18 protein-coding genes and 1 riboswitch are annotated in these 18,702 nt (G+C 71.2%); of the genes, 7 read left to right on the top strand and 11 right to left on the bottom strand.

Going from position 1 to position 18,702, the window contains the following annotated elements:
• Positions 1–2: 2 nt before the first annotated feature.
• Positions 3–839 (bottom strand): SCO6745 family protein, encoded by an 837-nt coding sequence (locus HQK15_RS02220; protein ID WP_173489794.1) that lies wholly within the window; start codon positions 837–839, stop codon positions 3–5.
• A gap of 59 nt (positions 840–898) precedes the next feature.
• On the opposite strand from HQK15_RS02220, the gene curA reads away from it, so the two are divergent.
• Complete coding sequence (curA, locus tag HQK15_RS02215) at positions 899–1,939, top strand: NADPH-dependent curcumin/dihydrocurcumin reductase (protein ID WP_367649035.1); 1,041 nt, start codon at positions 899–901, stop codon at positions 1,937–1,939.
• Between the two features lie 8 nt (positions 1,940–1,947).
• On the opposite strand, the gene HQK15_RS02210 is transcribed toward curA, so the two are convergent.
• The 4 genes from HQK15_RS02210 to HQK15_RS02195 are packed head-to-tail and all read right to left on the bottom strand — an operon-like array spanning position 1,948 to position 5,470.
• Positions 1,948–3,450 carry a precorrin-2 C(20)-methyltransferase gene (locus HQK15_RS02210; protein ID WP_173489792.1) on the bottom strand — a complete coding sequence of 501 codons (1,503 nt, stop codon included), beginning with the start codon at positions 3,448–3,450 and terminating at the stop codon, positions 1,948–1,950.
• Positions 3,447–4,097 (bottom strand): precorrin-8X methylmutase, encoded by a 651-nt coding sequence (locus HQK15_RS02205; protein WP_173489791.1) that lies wholly within the window; start codon positions 4,095–4,097, stop codon positions 3,447–3,449. Before HQK15_RS02205 ends, HQK15_RS02210 begins: the two co-directional genes overlap by 4 nt.
• On the bottom strand, positions 4,094–4,972 hold the full coding sequence (locus HQK15_RS02200; RefSeq protein ID WP_173489790.1) for a ferredoxin-like domain-containing protein: 879 nt from the start codon (positions 4,970–4,972) through the stop codon (positions 4,094–4,096). The genes HQK15_RS02205 and HQK15_RS02200 overlap by 4 nt, the downstream gene beginning before the upstream one ends.
• Positions 4,973–5,011: 39 nt before the next feature.
• The gene (locus HQK15_RS02195) at positions 5,012–5,470 is read right to left on the bottom strand and encodes a universal stress protein (protein WP_217361320.1); all 459 of its coding nucleotides are present in this window, start codon (positions 5,468–5,470) and stop codon (positions 5,012–5,014) included.
• Between the two features lie 122 nt (positions 5,471–5,592).
• Positions 5,593–5,668, top strand: a riboswitch (cobalamin riboswitch).
• A gap of 47 nt (positions 5,669–5,715) precedes the next feature.
• On the opposite strand from HQK15_RS02195, the gene cobN reads away from it, so the two are divergent.
• A complete protein-coding gene (cobN, locus tag HQK15_RS02190) occupies positions 5,716–9,312 on the top strand; it encodes a cobaltochelatase subunit CobN (RefSeq protein ID WP_173489789.1) in 3,597 nt (1,198 codons plus the stop codon).
• Entirely contained in the window at positions 9,309–10,076 is a 768-nt protein-coding gene (gene cobF, locus HQK15_RS02185) for a precorrin-6A synthase (deacetylating) (protein WP_173489788.1), read from the top strand. Before cobN ends, cobF begins: the two co-directional genes overlap by 4 nt.
• A 19-nt stretch (positions 10,077–10,095) precedes the next feature.
• Here cobF and HQK15_RS02180 read toward each other — a convergent pair whose 3' ends face one another.
• Positions 10,096–11,571: an MFS transporter gene (locus tag HQK15_RS02180; RefSeq protein WP_173489787.1), complete on the bottom strand. Its 1,476-nt coding sequence runs from the start codon at positions 11,569–11,571 to the stop codon at positions 10,096–10,098.
• Between the two features lie 97 nt (positions 11,572–11,668).
• Between HQK15_RS02180 and HQK15_RS02175 the strand changes: the two genes are divergently transcribed.
• On the top strand, positions 11,669–12,382 hold the full coding sequence (locus tag HQK15_RS02175) for a TetR/AcrR family transcriptional regulator (RefSeq protein ID WP_217361319.1): 714 nt from the start codon (positions 11,669–11,671) through the stop codon (positions 12,380–12,382).
• 23 nt (positions 12,383–12,405) lie between these two features.
• Here HQK15_RS02175 and HQK15_RS02170 read toward each other — a convergent pair whose 3' ends face one another.
• The 3 genes from HQK15_RS02170 to HQK15_RS02160 form a co-directional block, all read right to left on the bottom strand.
• Positions 12,406–13,635 carry an SGNH/GDSL hydrolase family protein gene (locus HQK15_RS02170; RefSeq protein ID WP_254450662.1) on the bottom strand — a complete coding sequence of 410 codons (1,230 nt, stop codon included), beginning with the start codon at positions 13,633–13,635 and terminating at the stop codon, positions 12,406–12,408.
• Between the two features lie 66 nt (positions 13,636–13,701).
• Positions 13,702–14,019 carry an antibiotic biosynthesis monooxygenase family protein gene (locus tag HQK15_RS02165; protein WP_173489786.1) on the bottom strand — a complete coding sequence of 106 codons (318 nt, stop codon included), beginning with the start codon at positions 14,017–14,019 and terminating at the stop codon, positions 13,702–13,704.
• Positions 14,016–14,498, bottom strand: coding sequence for an SRPBCC family protein (locus tag HQK15_RS02160; RefSeq protein WP_173489785.1), 483 nt, complete (start codon positions 14,496–14,498; stop codon positions 14,016–14,018). The genes HQK15_RS02165 and HQK15_RS02160 overlap by 4 nt, the downstream gene beginning before the upstream one ends.
• A 120-nt stretch (positions 14,499–14,618) precedes the next feature.
• Between HQK15_RS02160 and HQK15_RS02155 the strand changes: the two genes are divergently transcribed.
• Together HQK15_RS02155 and HQK15_RS02150 are read left to right on the top strand one after the other, a co-directional pair.
• Positions 14,619–15,011, top strand: a complete 393-nt coding sequence (locus HQK15_RS02155) for a MerR family transcriptional regulator (protein WP_173489784.1) — start codon at positions 14,619–14,621, stop codon at positions 15,009–15,011.
• Between the two features lie 8 nt (positions 15,012–15,019).
• Entirely contained in the window at positions 15,020–16,006 is a 987-nt protein-coding gene (locus HQK15_RS02150) for an aldo/keto reductase (protein ID WP_173489783.1), read from the top strand.
• Between the two features lie 10 nt (positions 16,007–16,016).
• Here HQK15_RS02150 and HQK15_RS02145 read toward each other — a convergent pair whose 3' ends face one another.
• Both HQK15_RS02145 and HQK15_RS02140 read right to left on the bottom strand, forming a co-directional pair.
• Positions 16,017–16,649, bottom strand: a complete 633-nt coding sequence (locus HQK15_RS02145) for a DUF2461 domain-containing protein (protein WP_173489782.1) — start codon at positions 16,647–16,649, stop codon at positions 16,017–16,019.
• Positions 16,650–16,680: 31 nt separating this feature from the next.
• Positions 16,681–17,520: a helix-turn-helix transcriptional regulator gene (locus HQK15_RS02140; protein WP_173489781.1), complete on the bottom strand. Its 840-nt coding sequence runs from the start codon at positions 17,518–17,520 to the stop codon at positions 16,681–16,683.
• A gap of 101 nt (positions 17,521–17,621) precedes the next feature.
• Here HQK15_RS02140 and HQK15_RS02135 point away from each other — a divergent pair, with 101 nt between their 5' ends.
• Positions 17,622–18,626: an aldo/keto reductase gene (locus HQK15_RS02135; RefSeq protein WP_173489780.1), complete on the top strand. Its 1,005-nt coding sequence runs from the start codon at positions 17,622–17,624 to the stop codon at positions 18,624–18,626.
• Positions 18,627–18,702: the final 76 nt, after the last annotated feature.

Below are 18,702 nucleotides of genomic sequence, written 5' to 3'. Positions count from 1 at the left end.
GCTCAGGGGCGCGGCACGCCCGTCGGGTTCGGGTAGCCGATCGCGCCGCCCTGCTCGATCCGACGGGCGATCTCGACGAGGGGTGCTTCGGCGGTGATGGCCCGTGCGGTCGCCTCACGGTCGAGGCCCGCGGCACAGACCCGGTCGGTGGTGTCCTCGATCTGGTCGCGCGCTGCGCGTCCGGTGTCGGTGATCTGCCCGCTGACGTCGACCCAGCCGCGGGCGCCGAGGCGACCGATCGCCGACTCCCACTCGTCGTCGGTCCATCCCCGGAACGTCCTCTGCTCGGGCGGCACCAGGCCGGTGGCGACCGCGAGGGCGTTGGCCGCGCAGCCGTCGATGCCGGCGGCGGTCAGCACGGCGACGTGGCAGTCGCCGCGATACTCGCGGATCACGGTCGCCGCGTGCCAGAGGCGTCCCACCTCGTCGTCCGGGACCGGCAGGTCGGCGTGGGCCGCGGCGAGCGGCTTGCCCGCGAAGTCGAGCCGCTCGACGACCAGGCCGAGCGTACGGGCCAGCGCCGCGACGTCGGAGCCCTCGACGGCGGGGGCGAGTGCGTCACGAGCCAGGTCGTGCCTGGCGGCGAGGATCGCCCCACGGTCGGCGAGCGACCACGCGTCGGGCACGGCCCGCTCGATGATGGCGGGTGCGAAGCCGTGGAACACGGCCGTCACGGTGATGGGCCCCGGGGTGCCGAGCGCCACCGACCGCGACGCGACGTAGCCCATCCAATAGCCCTTGAGCCCGAGTGCCTCGTAGCGCTCCTTGGCGCCGGGGGCGAAGTAGACACCGGAATGGATGGCCTCGATCGCGCGCCAGAAGGGTCTGCTCTGCGTCATGGCCCCAGTGTTGCCGACGCCGGACGGGCCTCCCACGCCGCATGGGTAGTGTCGGGCAGGTGACCGACTCCACCCAGAACACCCAGATCCTGCTCGCCTCGCGCCCCCACGGGGAGCCGACCGCCGAGAACTTCGAGATCACCACGTCGCCGATCCCCGAGCCCGGCGACGGTGAGGTGCTGCTGCGCACCATCTACCTGTCGCTCGACCCCTACATGCGCGGACGCATGAGCGACGCCAAGTCGTACGCCGCGCCGGTCGAGGTCGGCACGGTCATGGAGGGCGGCACCGTCGCCGAGGTCGTCGAGTCCCGCGACCCGTCGCTGGCCGTCGGCGACATCGTCCTGTCGCACCTGGGCTGGCAGGCGTACGGCGTGCAGCCCGCGCGTCACGTCCGCAAGCTCGACCCGCAGCGTGCGCCGGTGTCGACGGCGGTCGGCGTGCTCGGCATGCCGGGCTTCACGGCGTACGCAGGGCTCCTGCAGATCGGCGACCCGCAGCCCGGCGAGACCGTCGTCGTCGTCGCGGCGGCGGCCGGACCGGTCGGCTCGACCGTCGGACAGATCGCCCGCATCAAGGGCGCTCGCGCCGTCGGCATCGCCGGTGGCCCCGACAAGGTCGCCTGGCTCGAGGAGCTCGGCTTCGACGTCGCGCTCGACCACCGGTCGCCGACCTTCAAGGACGATCTCTCGGCTGCGGTGCCCGACGGCATCGACGTCTACTTCGAGAACGTCGGCGGGCACGTGTGGGACGCGGTGCTGCCGCGCCTCAACACGTACGCGCGCGTGCCGGTCTGCGGACTCGTGGCCGGCTACAACGACACCGAGCTGCCCGCCGGGCCCGACCGGTCCGGCCAGCTCATGCGGCACGTGCTGACCAAGAGCCTGACGATCCGCGGATTCATCCAGAACGAGTTCGTCAAGGCGCACTACAAGGACTTCCAGGCCGAGGCGTCCGGCTGGATCGCCGACGGCTCGCTGCGCTACAAGGAGGACGTCGTCGAGGGCCTCGACAACGCTCCGGAGGCCTTCTTCGGCCTGCTCAAGGGCAAGAACTTCGGCAAGCTGCTCATCCAGGTCAGCGACGACCCCACCCGCTGACGAGACCGTCAGCGGGTCTCGTCAGCGAAACGGGGGGTCCAGGCCTGGCCGGCGGGGGTGACCCTGGTGCCGGAGGCGCCGACGATCAGCAGGCACTTCATGTCGATCGTCTCGGGGTCGAGCTCGCCGAGGGTCGTCACGGTCAGTGACTCCTCTGCGCGGCCGACGTCGCGGCCGACGACCACGACGGTCGACGGGTCGCGGTGCTCCAGCAGGATGCGCTGCATGTCGGCGACCTGGGTCGTCCTCGACCGAGAACGCGGGTTGTAGACCGCGAGCACGAGGTCGGCCTCGGCGACGGCACGCATCCGCTTCTCGATGAGCTCCCACGGCTTGAGCCGGTCGGACAGGCTCATGACCGCGAAGTCGCCTCCGATCGGCGCGCCGGCCCGAGCCGCGACGACCTGGACGGCGGAGAGGCCGGGCAGCACCCGGATCGGCACGTCCGCGTACGCCGCGTCCTCGGCTGCCTCGAAGACCGCGGCGGCCATGCCGAAGATGCCGGCGTCACCACCGGAGACCACCGCGACGCGCTCGCCACCCAGCGCCAGGTCGAGCGCGAGGCGGGCGCGGTCGACCTCGACGGTGTTGCCCGAGGAGTGGCGGGTGAGGCCTTCGCGCTGCGGCACCCGGTCGACGTACGGCGCGTAGCCGATGACGTGCTGGACGTCGGCGAGGGCCTCGGTGACCTCGGGCGTCAGCCAGCGGTCGGGGCCGGGGCCGAGGCCGATGACGAGCAGCTCGGCGGCAGCCGGGTGGGATCTCGTCACATCCACAGCGAGACGCGGCTTGGTGTCGCCGGGGACGACGATGAGCGAGAAGTACGGCACGGAGGTGGGGTCGACGTCGGCGACGGGCATCCACCGCTGCTCCGGCATCGAGGCCCGCTCGACGTAGAGCGCGCCGTCCAGCCGGCCGGCCTGGCGCAGCGCCGAGACGACCGCCGGGAACGTCCGGCCGAGCTTCATGATGATGGCGCCGTCGGTGTCGGCCAGCCGCCGCGCGAGCTCGGGCTCGGGCAGGGTGCCGGGCAGGATCGTGAGGACGTCGGTGAGTCGTACGAGCGGTGACGCGACGGCGGCCGTCGCGGCGGCGAACGCCGGCACGCCGGGCACGACCTCGGTCTCGAACCGGTCGGCGAGCCGGTCGTGCATGTACATGTACGACCCGTAGAACAGCGGGTCGCCCTCGGCGAGGATCACGACCGTCCGGCCGGCCTCGAGGTGAGCGCCGAGACGGGCAGCGCACTCCTCGTAGAACTCGGCCATCGCGCCGGCATATCCGCCGGGGTGGTCGGTCGTGCCGGTCGTCACCGGATACTGCAGCACCTCCTCGACGACGCCGGCGGGGAAGAGGCCGACCGCGATGCGCCGCGCGTTGGACTGCTTGCCCACACCCTGGTGATAGGCGATGACGTCGGCCGACTCGATCAGCCGGGCGGCCTTGAGGGTGATGAGCTCGGGGTCCCCGGGGCCGAGGCCGACCCCGTAGAGGCGCCCGGGGGCTGTCACTCCTTCTCCTGGGCCAGCGCGTTGAGCGCCGAGGCGGCCATCGCTGACCCGCCGCGTCGACCGCGCACCGTCAGGAACGGGATGTCGAGCGAGAGCTCGGCCAGGGCGTCCTTGGACTCCGCGGCACCGATGAAGCCCACCGGCGTGCCGATGATCGCTGCAGGACGGGGCGCGCCGTCCAGGAGCATCTCCATCAGGTGGAACAGGGCGGTCGGGGCGTTGCCGAACGCGACGACGGCGCCCTCGAGGTGGTCGGCCCACAGCGAGACGGCGGCCGCCGACCGGGTCGTGCTCCACGCCGCCGCCAGGCCCGGCACGCGCTCGTCACGCAGGAAGCACAGCACCTGGTTGTCCTGCGGCAGGCGGGCGCGGGTGACCCCGGACGCGACCATCGTCGCGTCGGTCAGGATCGGCGCCCCGGCCTGCAGCGCGCCGCGGGCGGCCGTCACGAGGTGGTCGTGGATCACCAGGTCGTCGGTCAGGTCGACCTGCCCGCAGGCGTGCACCATGCGCACCGCGACCTTCTCGGCGTCCGCCGGGATGTGCGACAGGTTCGACTCGGCGCGGATCGTCGCGAACGAGTCGACATAGATCGCCGATCCGTCGTCGACGTAGTCGAAGTGGCGGGAGGGACGTTCGAGATTCACTCAGGCTCCAGGTCGGGAAGGAGGATGCTGCGCCACGGCGTCACGATGACCTCGTCCGCGGCTTGGACGGTGATGGCCTCCAGGAGACCCCGGTCCAGCAGCCCGTCAGGGACGGCGACGTGCACGGCCTCGCTGCCGTCGTCCTGCGCGATCATGCCGTACGGCAGGGGGAGCGACGTGACCTGGGTGCGGACGTCACGGGCGTGGTGGTCGCCCATCAGCTCGGCGCCGCCGCCCGGCAGCTCGTCGACGTGCCAGAGGGCGGAGTCGCCGGTGCCGGCCGCCGCGAGGAACCGGAGCGCGTACGCGACGAGGGCCTCGGGCGCCTCGGCGATCGCGACGACGTCGCCCCAGTGGTGCGTGCCGACGCGGAGCTGGACGTGCTCGCGGTCGACGGCCGTGACGCCCAGGTCGAGGGACCGCTCGCCGATGTCACCGCGTCCGTCGTCGAGGACGAACAGGAACCTTCCGGCCAGACGGGCGAGCTCGGGCTCGGCGCAGACCTGCCGGTCGAGCTCGCGGGCGAGACCGCGAAGGTCGGCCTGTCCGCCCATCCGGCCGGTCATCGGCGACACCATGATGTTGCGCACCAGCTCGTGGCTGGGGGACGGCAGGAACCCGGCCGCCGTCAGCGCGTCGACGAGCTCGGACGACACGCAGCCGTCGTCGTGGGCGATGCCCCGCAGCTGCAGGTTGGTGCGCTTGGTCATCAGGACCGTGCCGTCGGCGTGCTCCTCGGCGATGTCGATCAGCGGCATCAGGGCCGCCGACGGGACGACGCCGCCGACGAGCCGAAGGCGGACGATCGCACCGTCGTCGGCGATCCACGGTCGAAAAACCCCGGGACAGCGGTCGGTGTAGGTGCGTCGGCTCACCGGGTCATCGTACGGACCGTGCCCGGCAGCCCGTGCGGGCTACTTCTTCCTGGGCTTGGCCCCCGGCCGCACGACGAGCACCGGGCACGTCGCGTGGTTGAGCACCTTGTGGGCGACCGACCCCATCAGCACGGCCTCGGCGCGGCTGCTCTGGCTCGCGATCACGATGAGCTCGGCGCCCTTGGCCTTGGCCGCCTTGACGATCTCGGTGGCGGGCGATCCGCTGCGCACGTGGGTGGTGACCTTCGGGCCCCAGCCGTCGAGGGCCGCGGCGACGTCCTTGGCAGCGCCCTCGGCGGCGGTGCGGAAGGACGTCTCGGCGTCCTTGCTCCGACTGCCCGACGTGTCGCTGGCGAAGGGGACCGCGGCGAGCGGGCTCACCACGGCGACGACGCCCACCGACGCGATGGTGTCGGGCTCGGCGAACCCGCGGAGATAACGGGCTGCCTGAAGTGACTGCTTGGAGCCGTCGGTGGCGATGATGACGTGCATGGGCATGTGGACCCCCCGAAGTAGTTCGCCCCATCGTGTCCCCGACTCGGCGTTGCCGCAAGGGCAGCGGCCATGACGACTCGTCGTCCAGGAGCGGGTGCCAGTAGGCTGAGGCCACTTCCACGCCGCAGGAATCCGGTGCGAGTCCGGAGCGGTTCCGCCACTGTGAGGCGTCTCCCGAGCGGGAGGCCCAGCCAGACACTGTGCGTGGAGCAACCCACCACACGGGGCGAGAACCCCGAGGAGGAACCATGACCCGCATCGCGCTGCTGTCCACGTCCGACACCGATCTGCTGTCGGCGAGGGCGTCGGGGGCCGACTTCACGTACGCCAACCCGGCCCGGCCGGCCCACGAGGGGATGGCCGAGGCCATCATGTCGGCCGACCTCGTCGTCGCCCGCATCCTCGGCTCCCCGCAGGACCTGTGCTCAGGATTCTGGCGCATCCGCGACATCGGCAAGCCGATGATCGTCCTCGGCGGCGAGCAGACCCCCAGCGCCGAGCTCATGGAGCAGTCGACCGTCCCGATCGGCATCGCCGCGGACGCTCACGTCTACCTGGCCGAGGGCGGGCCGGAGAACCTCAAGCAGCTGCACGCGTTCCTGTCCGACACGATCCTGCTGACCGGCGAGGGCTTCGACCCCCCGGCGGTGCTGCCCGAATGGGGCGTCGCGAAGCGGGACGCGGTCGAGATCGCCGGCACCGCGCTGCCGCGCATCGGCGTGCTCTACTACCGGGCCCACGAGGCGTCCGGCAACAGCGGCTTCGCCCACTCGCTGGCTGACGCGATCGACGCGACGGGCGAGGCGGTCGGCGTCCCGATCTTCAGCTCGTCGTTGCGCGCGGCCCCCGACGCCCTGTTCGCCGAACTCGGCACGCTCGACGCCCTGATCGTCACGGTCCTGGCCGCGGGCGGCACCAAGCCCGGCACCGTCAGCGCCGGCGGCGACGACGAGGCGTGGGACGTCGCCCGCATGAAGGCCCTCGACATCCCGATCCTGCAGGGTCTCTGCCTGACGTCGAGCCGCGAGGACTGGGAGGCGTCCGACGACGGCGTCACGCCGCTCGACTCGGCCAACCAGATCGCGATCCCCGAGTTCGACGGCCGCATCATCACCGCGCCGTTCTCGTTCAAGGAGATCGACGAGGACGGGCTGCCCCGCTACGTCGCCGACGACGAGCGCAGCGCCCGCGTCGCCGGCATCGCGATCGCCCACGCCCGCCTGCGGCACCTCCCGGCTGCCGACAAGAAGATCGTGCTGATGCTGTCGGCCTACCCGACCAAGCACAGCCGCGTCGGCAACGCCGTCGGCCTCGACACCCCGGTGTCGACGATCCGCCTGCTGCGCGAGATGCGAGACGCGGGCTACGACCTCGGCGCGCCCGGCGACGTCCCCGGGCTCGAGCTCGACGACCTGACCGAGGCCGGCGACGCGCTGATCCACGCGCTCATCGCGGCCGGCGGCCAGGACGAGGAGTGGCTGACCCAGGTGCAGCTCACCGAGAGCCACGTGCGCATCCCCGCCGCCCAGTACGCCGGCTGGTTCGAGGGCTTCCACCCCGACCTGCGTGACGGGATGCTCGAGGCCTGGGGCCCCGCGCCGGGCAAGCTCTTCGTCAACGACGACCAGGAGATCGTCCTCGCCACGATCCGCGCCGGCAACGTCATCCTGATGATCCAGCCGCCCCGCGGCTACGGCGAGAACCCCGTCGCGATCTACCACGACCCCGACATGGCGCCGTCCCACCACTACCTCGCGGCGTATCGCTGGGTCGAGGAGGAGTGGGGTGCCCACGCGGTCGTCCACCTCGGCAAGCACGGCTCGATGGAGTGGCTGCCGGGCAAGAACGCGGCCCTGTCGGCGTCCTGCGGCACCGACGCCGCGATCGGCAACATGCCGCTGATCTACCCGTTCCTCGTCAACGACCCGGGCGAGGGCGCGCAGGCCAAGCGCCGCGCCCACGCCACGATCGTCGACCACCTGATCCCGCCGATGGCCCGCGCGGAGTCCTACGGCGACATCGCCAAGCTCGAGCAGCTGCTCGACGAGTACGCCAACATCGCGGCCATGGACCCGGCCAAGCTGCCGGCGATCCGGTCGCAGATCTGGACGCACATGCGGGCCGCGGAGATGCACCGCGACCTCGGCCTCGACGACATCCCCGACGAGGAGGAGTTCGACGACTTCATCTTCAACGTCGACGGCTGGCTGTGCGAGATCAAGGACGCCCAGATCCGCGACGGGCTGCACGTGCTCGGCCAGGCGCCGGCAGGGGAGGCGCGGGTCAACCTCGTGCTCTCGATCCTGCGCGCCAGCCAGATCTGGGGCGGCGACGCCGGTGCCGTCCCCGGTCTGCGTGCCGCCCTGGGCCTCAAGGAGGGCGACGGCCACCTCGGCGCCATCGACCAGATCGAGGAGCAGGCCCGTGCGCTGGTGCTGGCCATGGAAGCGGCCGACTGGGACGCCTCGGTCGCCCGCACCCTCACCGACGTTCCCGACGTCGTCCGCGTGCTCGAGTTCGCCGCGACCGAGGTCGTGCCGCGTCTGGCGCAGACCACCGACGAGCTCGACCACGTGCTGCACGCCCTCGACGGAGGCTTCATCCCCGCCGGGCCGTCCGGGTCGCCGCTGCGCGGTCTGGTCAACGTCCTGCCCACGGGTCGCAACTTCTACACCGTCGACCCCAAGGCCGTGCCGTCCCGCCTCGCGTGGGAGACCGGTCGCGCCATGGCCGACTCGCTGATCGAGCGGCACCTCGCCGACACCGGCGAGTACCCGAGGTCGGTCGGCCTCTCGGTGTGGGGCACGTCGGCGATGCGCACGTCCGGCGACGACATCGCCGAGGTGCTCGCGCTGATCGGCGTCGAGCCGGAGTGGGACCCCGCGTCCCGCCGGGTCAACGGCCTGCGGGTCGTGCCGCTCGACGAGCTCGACCGCCCCCGCATTGACGTCACGGTCCGCATCTCGGGCTTCTTCCGCGACGCGTTCCCGCACGTCATCGGCATCCTCGACGACGCAATCCGCCAGGTCGCCGACCTCGACGAGCCGGCTGACCGGAACTACGTCCGGGCCCACGCCCAGGCCGATCTCGCCGAGCACGGCGACGAGCGCCGCGCCACGACCCGCATCTACGGCTCGAAGCCGGGCTCGTACGGCGCGGGCATCCTGCAGGTCATCGAGGCCGGCAACTGGAAGAACGACAACGACCTCGCCGAGGTCTACACGGCGTGGGGCGGCTTCGCGTACGGCCGCGACCTCGACGGGGCACCGGCCGCCGACGACATGCGCGCCAACTACCGCCGCATCGCGGTCGCGGCCAAGAACATCGACACCCGCGAGCACGACATCGCCGACTCCGACGACTACTTCCAGTACCACGGCGGCATGGTGGCGACGGTCCGTGCGCTGACGGGCCAGGACCCCAAGGCGTACGTCGGCGACTCGACCACGCCCGATGCGGTGCGCACCCGCACGCTGCAGGAGGAGACGACGCGCGTGTTCCGCGCCCGCGTCGTCAACCCCCGCTGGATCGGCGCGATGCAGCGCCACGGCTACAAGGGTGCGTTCGAGCTGGCCGCGACCGTCGACTACCTCTTCGGGTTCGACGCCACGACCGGCGTCGTGCACGACTGGATGTACGAGACCCTCGCCAACGAGTACGTCCTCGACGAGACCAACCAGGCGTTCATGAAGAAGTCGAACCCCTGGGCGTTGCGCGGCATCATCGAGCGGCTCAACGAGGCCGTCGACCGCGACCTGTGGGCCGAGCCCGACGCCGACCTGCTCGCGCAGATGCAGCAGGTCTACCTCGACATCGAGGGAGACCTGGAGGACCGCCAGGCATGACGCCGGACCGGCCGCGGCGCATCCGGGTGATCGGCATCGGAGCGGGGCACCCCGACCAGGTGACGGTCGAGGCCGTCGAGGCGCTGCGGTCGGTCGACTTCTTCGTCACGGCCGACAAGGGAGGCGACGACCCGTTGCTCGCGGCCCGGCAGGCGTTGCTGGCGCGGCACCTCGACGTCGTCCCGCCCGTCGTGGCCGTGCGTGATCCAGAGCGCGACCGGTCGGCGTCGTCGACTGCCGATGCTGCCGGCTACGACCGGGTCGTCGTCGACTGGCACGACGCCCGCGCCGCTGCGTACGAGCAGGCCATCCTCGAGCACGAAGGTGACACCGGCTTCCTGGTCTGGGGCGATCCTGCCTTCTACGACTCGACGATCCGCATCGTCGAGAAGGTGCTGGCGCGCGGCCGGGTCGATGCGGAGTGGGACGTCATCCCCGGCATCTCGAGCCTGCAGATGCTGGCGGCCCGCCACCGGATCGTGCTGCACGAGATCGGCCAGCCGATCCTGGTGACGACCGGCCGCCGGCTGCGCGAGGCGGTCGAGGCCGGTGCCGACAACGTCCTGGTGATGCTCAACGCGCGGCTCGACCTCGACGGCCTGGACGACTGGCAGATCTGGTGGGGCGCCAACCTCGGCACAGCCGACGAGGCGCTCGTCGCCGGACGGGTCGGCGACGTCCTCCCGACCGTCCTCGCCGCCCGCGACGAGGCCAAGGCTCGCGCGGGCTGGGTCATGGACGCCTACCTCCTGCGCCGCTCCTGACCCCAGCGCGGTGGAGAAGTCACCGCGCCGGTGGGGTGTCGGCGGCGTGCTCGTCGGTGCTGCGAGAGCTCGTCAGGGTCGAGGCGCCGAGCGCGGCGACCAGGCCGACGACCACCGCGAGGATCGAGTACGTCACCCGCTCGCCGTGGAAGAACGACTGGACCAGCTCGTTGCTCCAGGTGCCCGCGGGCAGCTGGGTCGTGACCAGCACGGCGATCAGCGTGCCGACGACGGCGGTGCCGATGCTGGTTCCCACCTCCTGGGCGGTGTCGTTGAGGGCGGTGCCGATCGAGGTGCGGTTGGCCGGCATCGCCTCGACGAGGGCGACGGCGCAGATCGTCATGACGGTGCGCAGCCCGATGGTCATGACAACCATGGAGATCGCGATCGGGGTGTAGCCGTGGTCGACGCTCCAAGCCATGCCGGCCAATGAACCGGCCAGGAGGGCCGCGCCGACGAGACAGGCGATCCGGTGCCCGAAGCGCTTGGCGAGCCACTCCGACACCGGCGTCGCCAGGATCATCGTCGCGATCAGCGGCAGGTTCGCCAGGCCGGCCCGGACGGGGCTCCACCCGTAGGCGTACTGGAAGTGCAGGATCAGCCCGAACATCACGCTGGCCATGGCGATCGACGTCCCGGTCTGCGCGATCGCTGCGCCACGGACGGTGCCGTTCGCGAACAGGCCGAGGTCGAGCATGGGTGCCGCGGCCCGGCGCTCGTGCCGGACGAACGCGATGCCCGCGGCGACGGCGCCGAGGACCGAGGCGAGGGTGACGACCGAGAGCCAGCCGTGCTCGACGCCGCTGGTGAGCGAGTAGCAGGCGAGGCCGATCGTGGCGATGCTCAGCACGGCGCCGGGCAGGTCGAGGGCATCCGAGGTCAGGTCGTCCGGGTGGTCGGCCGGGACGCCGAGGCGTACGCCCACGAACGCGATCAGCGCGATCGGGGCGTTGACGAGCAGCAGCCACTCCCAGCTGACGTGGGCGAGCGCGGTCCCGCCGAGGAGTGGTCCGAGGATGAAGCCCGACAGGCCGACGACGATCATGATCGTCATGGCGCGCATGCGCAGCGCCTGGTCGTCGAAGAGACGGAACACCAAGGAGTTGGTGATGGGCGCCATGGCTGCGGCGGTGAGGCCGAGCACGGCCCGCAGGCCGATGAGCTCGCCGGCGCTGGAGACGAGCACGACGCAGGCGCTGACCACGCCGAAGGCGACGAGCCCGACGAGCAGCACGCGCCGGCGACCGAGCCGGTCGGCCATCGAGCCGGCGGTGAGGAGCAGGCCTCCGAACGTCAGTGAGTACGCGCCGGTGACCCACTGCAGCGACGTGGTGCCGCTGTCGAGGTCGCGGCCGATCGTCGGCAGGGCGATCGTCAGCAGGGTGTTGTCGACCATCTCGACGAAGAAGGCGAGGCAGAGGGCGGCGAGGGGGATCCAGGCGGCTCGCAGGGACGGGTAGGTCCGCGGCGGCGTGGACGTGGTGGTGGGAGTCATGATGACACCTCCTATCGAACGGCGTTCGACAATCGAACGACGTTCTATACGATAGAACAGTGTTCGATGTACGGCAAGACCTGATTGGATGTGAGTCATGGCACCCGCACGTGAACGACCCCCCGCCCGTCCCGCCGGTCCACGCCGGCGCGCGTCGCACTCGATGGAGGCGGTGCTGACCGAGGCGGTGGCCCTGCTCGACGAGTCCGGTGAGTCGGCGCTGACGTTCCGCGCGCTGGCGGGTCGCCTCCGGACGGGTGTCGGCAGCATCTACTGGTACGTCTCGGGCAAGGACGAGCTGCTCGACCGGGCCGCCGACCACGTCCTGGCCGACGTGCTCGCCGACACCGAGCAGCTGGCCGCGCAGGACGACCCGATCGACGGGATACGGGCCATCGCGATCACGCTGTTCGACGCGGTCGCCGACCGACCGTGGCTGGGGGGCTACTTCATGCGCGACACGGGGGTGCAGCCCAACGGGCTGAGGCTCTACGAACGTCTCGGACAGCAGGCGCTGCGGCTCGACCTCACGGCCCGGCAGCGGTTCCACGCCGTGTCCGCGGTGCTCGGCTACGTGGTCGGCATCGCCGCCGACCTGGGGCAGCAGCCGCCCCAGGAGATCCTCGACGGCGAGGTCGACCGCGACGAGTACCTCGGGCGGTTCGTCGCGCAGTGGCGAGCCCTCGACCCCGTCGAGTTCCCGTTCCTGCACGAGATCACCGACGAGTTCGAGGGCCACGACGACGCCGAGCAGTTCGTCGCCGGCCTCGACCTGCTGCTCGCCGGTCTCAGGCTTCAGGCCGGACGCTGACCCACCTCCCTCGGGCCCTCGGGCTACTGCAGGGCCATCCTCGGCTCGCCGAGCGTCGTGAGGCCGTTGCCGCTGCGCACGCACGTGCCCGAACGCGGAGCGCCGCCGTTGTAGGCCTGGCGGACGCACGACCGGTTGGCGAGCTGGCCCCAGTAGTTGGGGTGCAGCGACTCCTGGATGTAGTACGGGCTGCTGCCGGCGGTCGTGACCGTGCGGATCTGGTTGACCCACTCGGTGCGGTCGACGGCGGTGGACTGGGTCCACGAGCTGAGCCCGACCTCCTCGTAGAGCCCGACCCCGGCCTCGCACAGGCGGCGGCCGTTGTAGGCCGACGCGAGGTTGAGCGTCCTGGCGTTCGTGATCCCGGCCTGGCTGATGGCACCGGTCACGGTGCTGTTGATCGTCGGCAGCGCGGTCGCGTTGGCCCAGTCGGCGTCGTTGTTCCAGAAGCCGCAGCCGCCGGTGCTCTGGCGCGTGTAGCCCGACTGGCCGTAGCGGAACCCTGATCCGTTCGGCACCGGCGAGGGGTAGTTCTGCACCAGCATCGTCCAGGCGCTGTCGGCGTAGCCGGCGCTCCGCATCGCGGCGCGCACGTTGAGGTACGCGGTGGCGACCTTGGTCTTGACCGCGGCGACGTTGGCGGCGGTGAAGTTGGCCTTCACGCTGCTGTCGTCGTTGCAGTAGTCCTTGGCCCACGACGGCGAGTAGAGGAAGTCGACGACGCACGACTGGACGACGCTCGCGAAGTTGAAGTCGTTGCCCCCGATCGAGACGTTGACCATCCGCACGTTGTGGGTCGAGGCGAACTGCTGCAGGGCCTTGGCCTGCCCGATCTTGCCGGCGCCGTTGTCGTAGAAGTCGAGGCCGGGCTTGAAGGTGCTGCCGTCGGACGTCGCGGTCGTCGCGCCGGAGCACGCGAGGTTGAGCCCGCTGACGCCGCCGCCGACGTAGACCTGTGCGCTCTTGCTGCGGTGGCAACGGTCGATCTGCTCGGCGTTGTTGCCGGCGTTGTCGAAGTAGGCCGTGCCGCCGAGGGCGTCGGCTGCCGCGCTGTTGCTGTTGGACGAGCCGGCCCAGCGACCTGCCTCGCCGGAGATGTAGGAGTCACCGACCGACACGACCCACGGTGCGCCCACGCCGGGACCGTCGGCCTGGGCCGGCGTCGCGGTGAAGGGCAGCGTGGCCAGCAGCAGTGCCGCGGCCCCCAGGATCGGACGTGCTCGGGTGCTCAGCACCCGGTGGACCAGCAGCATGCGGTGTCTCCTTGGTTGACGTGCTCCCCCGACCCGTCGGGCCCACGTCAAACCTAGTGACCCAGGTCACACCTTGTCGATGGTCCGATCGATCTCGATGACGGGAGCGAAGTGCTCGATGACCGGGAACGGGTCGTAGAAGTGGTGCAGCGCCGATCGCCACCGCTCGTAGTCGACCGACCCGCGGAACCCCTGCGTGTGGTCCTCGAGGGTGTCCCACTCGACGAGCAGCAGGTACGTCTCCGAGGCCTCGATGCCGCGCGAGACCTGCAGCCGGCGAAAGCCCGGCATCGCCGCGATGATGGTCTTCGCCGACTCCATCGCCAGCTCGAAGGCGGCCTCCTCGCCCGGGACGATGCGCAGGATGCCCTGCTCGACGATCATCCGCGCGGGTAGCCGCGTCGGACGGTGCGGTCGAGGATGCCGAGCGTCCCGCTGAGGGCGGTCTCGGACACGACCGGGAAGATGTCCGCCTCCCGCCACTCCGGGGTGATCTCGGACCAGTCGTAGAACGAGACGACCAGCGTCCCGTGGTCGGGCTCGGGCACCAGCCGGTAGCCGTAGACGTGCCCCATGCCGGGCCTGACGCGACCCAGGATCGTCCAGGAGATGAGCTCGTCCTGCACGAAGTCGCGGATCGTCACCTCGACGTCGTACGTGCCGTACTCGGGGATGTCGCCCAGCGACTCGCGGTCCATGTGCACCACGAACGTGTCGCCCGCCGCCGTCACCCGGTCGCCGTCGGCGTCCTGCAGCATGCCGGTCGCGTCGATCGCGACATGTCCCTGGGGATCGGTCAGCACGGCGAAGATCTCGGCCGGGGAGGCGGCGATGAGCCGCTCGGTCTCGATGCGATCGGTCATGCCTCGATCCTGCCAGTTGATCCCCGACCCCACCACGAGCGGTGGCCCGGGACGTCGCGTGCGGAGTCACCCCGTCGTTCGACTTGTGCTGGAGCGCACTCCAAGGTTCATGCTGGAAGCATGACCGTCACCGAGGTGCCCCCGGAGGGGCTCACCATCAGCGCGGCCGCCCAGATGAGCGGCCTGAGCGTCGACACCCTGCGCTACTACGAGAAGGAGGGCCTGACCCTCCATCGCCCCGGGCGCTCGTCGTCGGGGCAGCGGCGCTACACCGAGCAGAACGTGAAGTGGCTCGGGACGTTGGTGATGCTGCGCCGGACCGGCATGCCGATCCGCGACATCAAGAAGTTCGTCGAGCTCTACCGCCGCGACGGGACCGAGGCCGACCGCCTCGCGATCCTCGAGGCGCACCGCGTCCACGTGCTGGAGCAGCTCGACGAGGTGCAGACGCACCTCACGGCGATCAACCGCAAGATCGACTACTACAAGACCGCAGTGATGGACGGGAAGTGATGGGGCAGATGAAGACCACAGCATGGGGAAGCCAGGGCCTCGAGGCCGGCGTCGAGGGGCTCGGCGCGATGGGCATGTCCGCGTTCTACGGCGCGCGGGACGACGAGGAGTCCGCGGCGACCCTGCACCGGGCGCTCGACCTGGGGGTCAGCCTGATCGACACCGCCGAGCTGTACGGACCGTTCCTCAACGAGCGGCTCATCGGTCGGACGATCGGCAGCCGCAGCAGCGAGTACGCCCTGGCGACCAAGACCGGCGTCGAGATCACCGACGACGGTGAGCGCCGCGGCCCGAACGGCTCGCCGGCATACCTGCGCACGGCACTCGAGCGCTCGCTGCGCAACCTCGGCCGCGACACGATCGACCTCTACTACATCCACCGGGTCGACCCGAGCACGCCGATCGAGGAGACGTTCGGCGCGATGGGCGAGCTCGTCCAGGAGGGCAAGGTCCGCTACCTCGGGATCTCCGAGGCCTCGCCGGAGACGATCCGGCGCGCCCACGCGACGCACCCGCTCTCGGCGGTGCAGACGGAGTACTCGCTCTTCGAGCGGTCGCCCGAGGTCAACGGCGTGCTCGACACGACCCGTGAGCTCGGCATCGCGTTCGTCGCGTACTCCCCGCTCGGTCGCGGTGTGCTGACCGGCGCGATCGCGTCGGCCGACGACCTCGACGCCGACGACTTCCGCCGGAGCAGCCCGCGCTTCACCGAGGCGAACCTGACGGCCAACCTGAGCGTCGTCGACCGCGTGCGTGCGCTCGCCGAGGCCAAGGGCGTCACGCCCGGACAGCTCGCGCTCGCGTGGGTGCTGCACCAGGACGGCGTCGTCGCGATCCCCGGCACGAAGCGTCGGACGTATCTCGAGGAGAACGTCGCCGCCGCCGACATCGAGCTCACCGAGGCCGACCTGGCCGCGCTGGCCGAGGCAGCACCGGTCGGCGTCGCGGCGGGCGACCGCTACCCCGAGGCCGCCCTCAAGGGCCTGACGATCTGACCCGGCAGACTCAGCCCTTGGCGTAGCGCAGGACCCAGTCGACCAGCGGGGTGACGGCGCGCCAGTCGAGGCGCACCCGGTCGAGCAGCTCGGGGGTGTGGATGAACGGCTCGAACCCGTACGACCGCCCGAGGGTCATCGACTTGTGGCGCAGCAGCTCGATGCGGGGGTGGTCGACGTCGTAGCCGCGCGGCGCGGTCTTGAGCCGCTGGCCGCCGACCTCCCAGCCCGCGGCGGTGAGCTGCGCGAGGATCTCCTCGAGCTCACCGCCGCGGCGCTTCTCGACGATCGCCTCGCGGATGCTGGCGAGCCGGGCCGCCGAGGCCTCGTAGAAGCCGGCGCCGACCCGCACCCCGGGTGCCCCGATCTGCACGTAGTAGCCCGTCGACGGCCCCTTCGCGACGAACGCGCCCTGGTGGGTCTTGTAGGGCGTCTTGTCCTTGGCGAACCGCACGTCGCGGTAGGGGCGGAAGATCTTGGCTTCGCCGAACTCGTCGGTCAGCGCGGACGTCAACGCCTTCATCGGCGTCGCGACGGCCGTCGTGTAGGTCTCCTTGTGGGCTTCCCAGAACGTCTTGGTGTTGTCCATCTCGAGGTCGTCGTAGAAGTCGAGCGCTGCCTCGGGGAATCCGTCGAAGGTCACCCGACGAGCCTACGGGGGAGGCGCGGCGGGGTCAGACCTCGAGGCTCTGCTCGCCCAGGACGCCGAGCAGGCGGAGCTTGCCGTGGGCCTCGGTGCCGGGCGCGGCGCCGAGGATGACGAGGCGCTGACCGTCCTCGCCGGTCGCCATGGTCTCGCAGTCGACCTCGAGGACGCCGAGCTGCGGGTGGTCGAAGCGCTTGGTCTGCAGGTGCTTGACGCCGACCTCGTGGCGCGCCCAGATCTCGGCGAACTCCGGGCTCTCGGCGAGCAGCCGGTCGACCAGCTCGGTGATGTCGGTGTCCTGGTGGCGGCGCGACCACGTCGCCCGCAGGTCGGCGACCCGCACACGGCTGTGCTCGGGCCGGTCCTCGGCGACGATCCGGTCCTGGGCGCCGGGCTGGGTGAACCACTCGTACGTCGAGCTCGCCTCGACCCCGGTCCGTCCGCGGTGGTCCCCCTGGAGGACCAGCGAGAGACGGTTCTGGGCCAGGACGACGTCGGTGTCGGAGCAGACGAACGCGACGCAGTCATCGAGCTGGTCCAGCACGTGCAGGATGACGGGGCGGACGTGCGTCGACACCCCGACGCGGTCGGGCGCCGGGTGCCCGGCGAGCCGGTGCAGGTGGTCGCTCTCGTCGCGGCTGAGACGCAGCGTCCGGGCGAGGGCGCGCAGCATCTGGGTCGAGGGCTGCGGGCTGCGGCCCTGCTCGAGGCGGGCGTAGTAGTCGACCGACATGCCGGTGAGCTGCGCGACCTCCTCGCGGCGGAGCCCCGGAGCGCGGCGGCGGGTGCCCGGGGTCAGGCCGACGTCGGCCGGCTGCAGGGCGTCCCGGCGGCGGACGAGGAAGTCGGCCAGTGCTTCGCGTTCCATGCGTCCATCATGACGCGGTGTGCAGCGCGTAAACAGGGACCGGCAGTCCGTGGTTGAACGCTCCTCTTTCGCCGGTGTCGCAGCGGACGCACGGTGGAGACATGACCACACAGACACGGACGACCAAGACCCTCGGCACCCTGGGTGCCACCCCGCCGATCGGCCTCGGCCTGATGGGCATGTCAGCCCTGTACGGCCCGGCGGACCGTGACGAGAGCATCGCCACGATCCACGCCGCGCTCGACGCCGGCATCACGCTGCTCGACACCGGCGACTTCTACGCCATGGGGCACAACGAGCTGCTCCTGAGCGAGGCGCTGCGGGGCGTCGACCGCGACGCGGTCCAGATCAGCGTCAAGTACGGCGCGCTGCGCGGCCCCGACGGCTCCTGGTTCGGGTTCGACGCCAGCCCGGCCGCCACCAAGACGTGGCTGGCCTACTCGCTGCAACGCCTCGGCACCGACCACGTCGACGTCTACCGCCCCGCCCGGCTCGACCCTCGCGTCCCGATCGAGGAGACCGTCGGGGCGATCGCCGAGCTGGTCGAGGCCGGGCACGTCCGACACATCGGCCTTTCCGAGGTCGGCGCCGAGACGATCCGCCGGGCGCACGCGGTGCACCCCATCAGCGACCTGCAGATCGAGTACTCGCTGATCTCGCGGGGCGTCGAGGGCGACATCCTCGACACGTGCCGCGAGCTCGGGATCGGCATCACGGCATACGGCGTCCTGTCCCGCGGGCTGATCAGCGGGCACTACGACCCCGCCAAGACCGGCGCCGGTGACTTCCGGGCGCACACGCCCCGATTCCAGGGCGACAACCTCGACGCCAACCTCGCGCTCGTCGAGGCGCTGCGCGGCATCGCGGCCGAGGCCGGCGTCACGGTGGCCCAGGCGGCCATCGCGTGGGTCGCGTCGCGCGGCGACGACATCGTGCCGCTGGTGGGTGCCCGCACGCGCGAGCGCCTGGCGGAGAGCCTCGGTGCGGTGGACGTGACCCTCACCGCCGACCAGCTCGCCGCGATCGAGCAGGCGATGCCGGCCGACCGGGTCGCCGGCACCCGCTACGCCGAGGACCAGATGGCGATGCTCGACAGCGAGAAGTAGGCGGGTCACGTCCGTCGCGGGTGGGAGGTGGTGTGAGGCATCTCCCACCCGGTTGTCGCATCCGTCGTCGATCTGC

The organism is Aeromicrobium stalagmiti, assembly GCF_013283745.1.
GTDB classification, from domain to species: domain Bacteria; phylum Actinomycetota; class Actinomycetes; order Propionibacteriales; family Nocardioidaceae; genus Aeromicrobium; species Aeromicrobium stalagmiti.
This window is presented reverse-complemented; position numbering and strand designations above follow the sequence as displayed.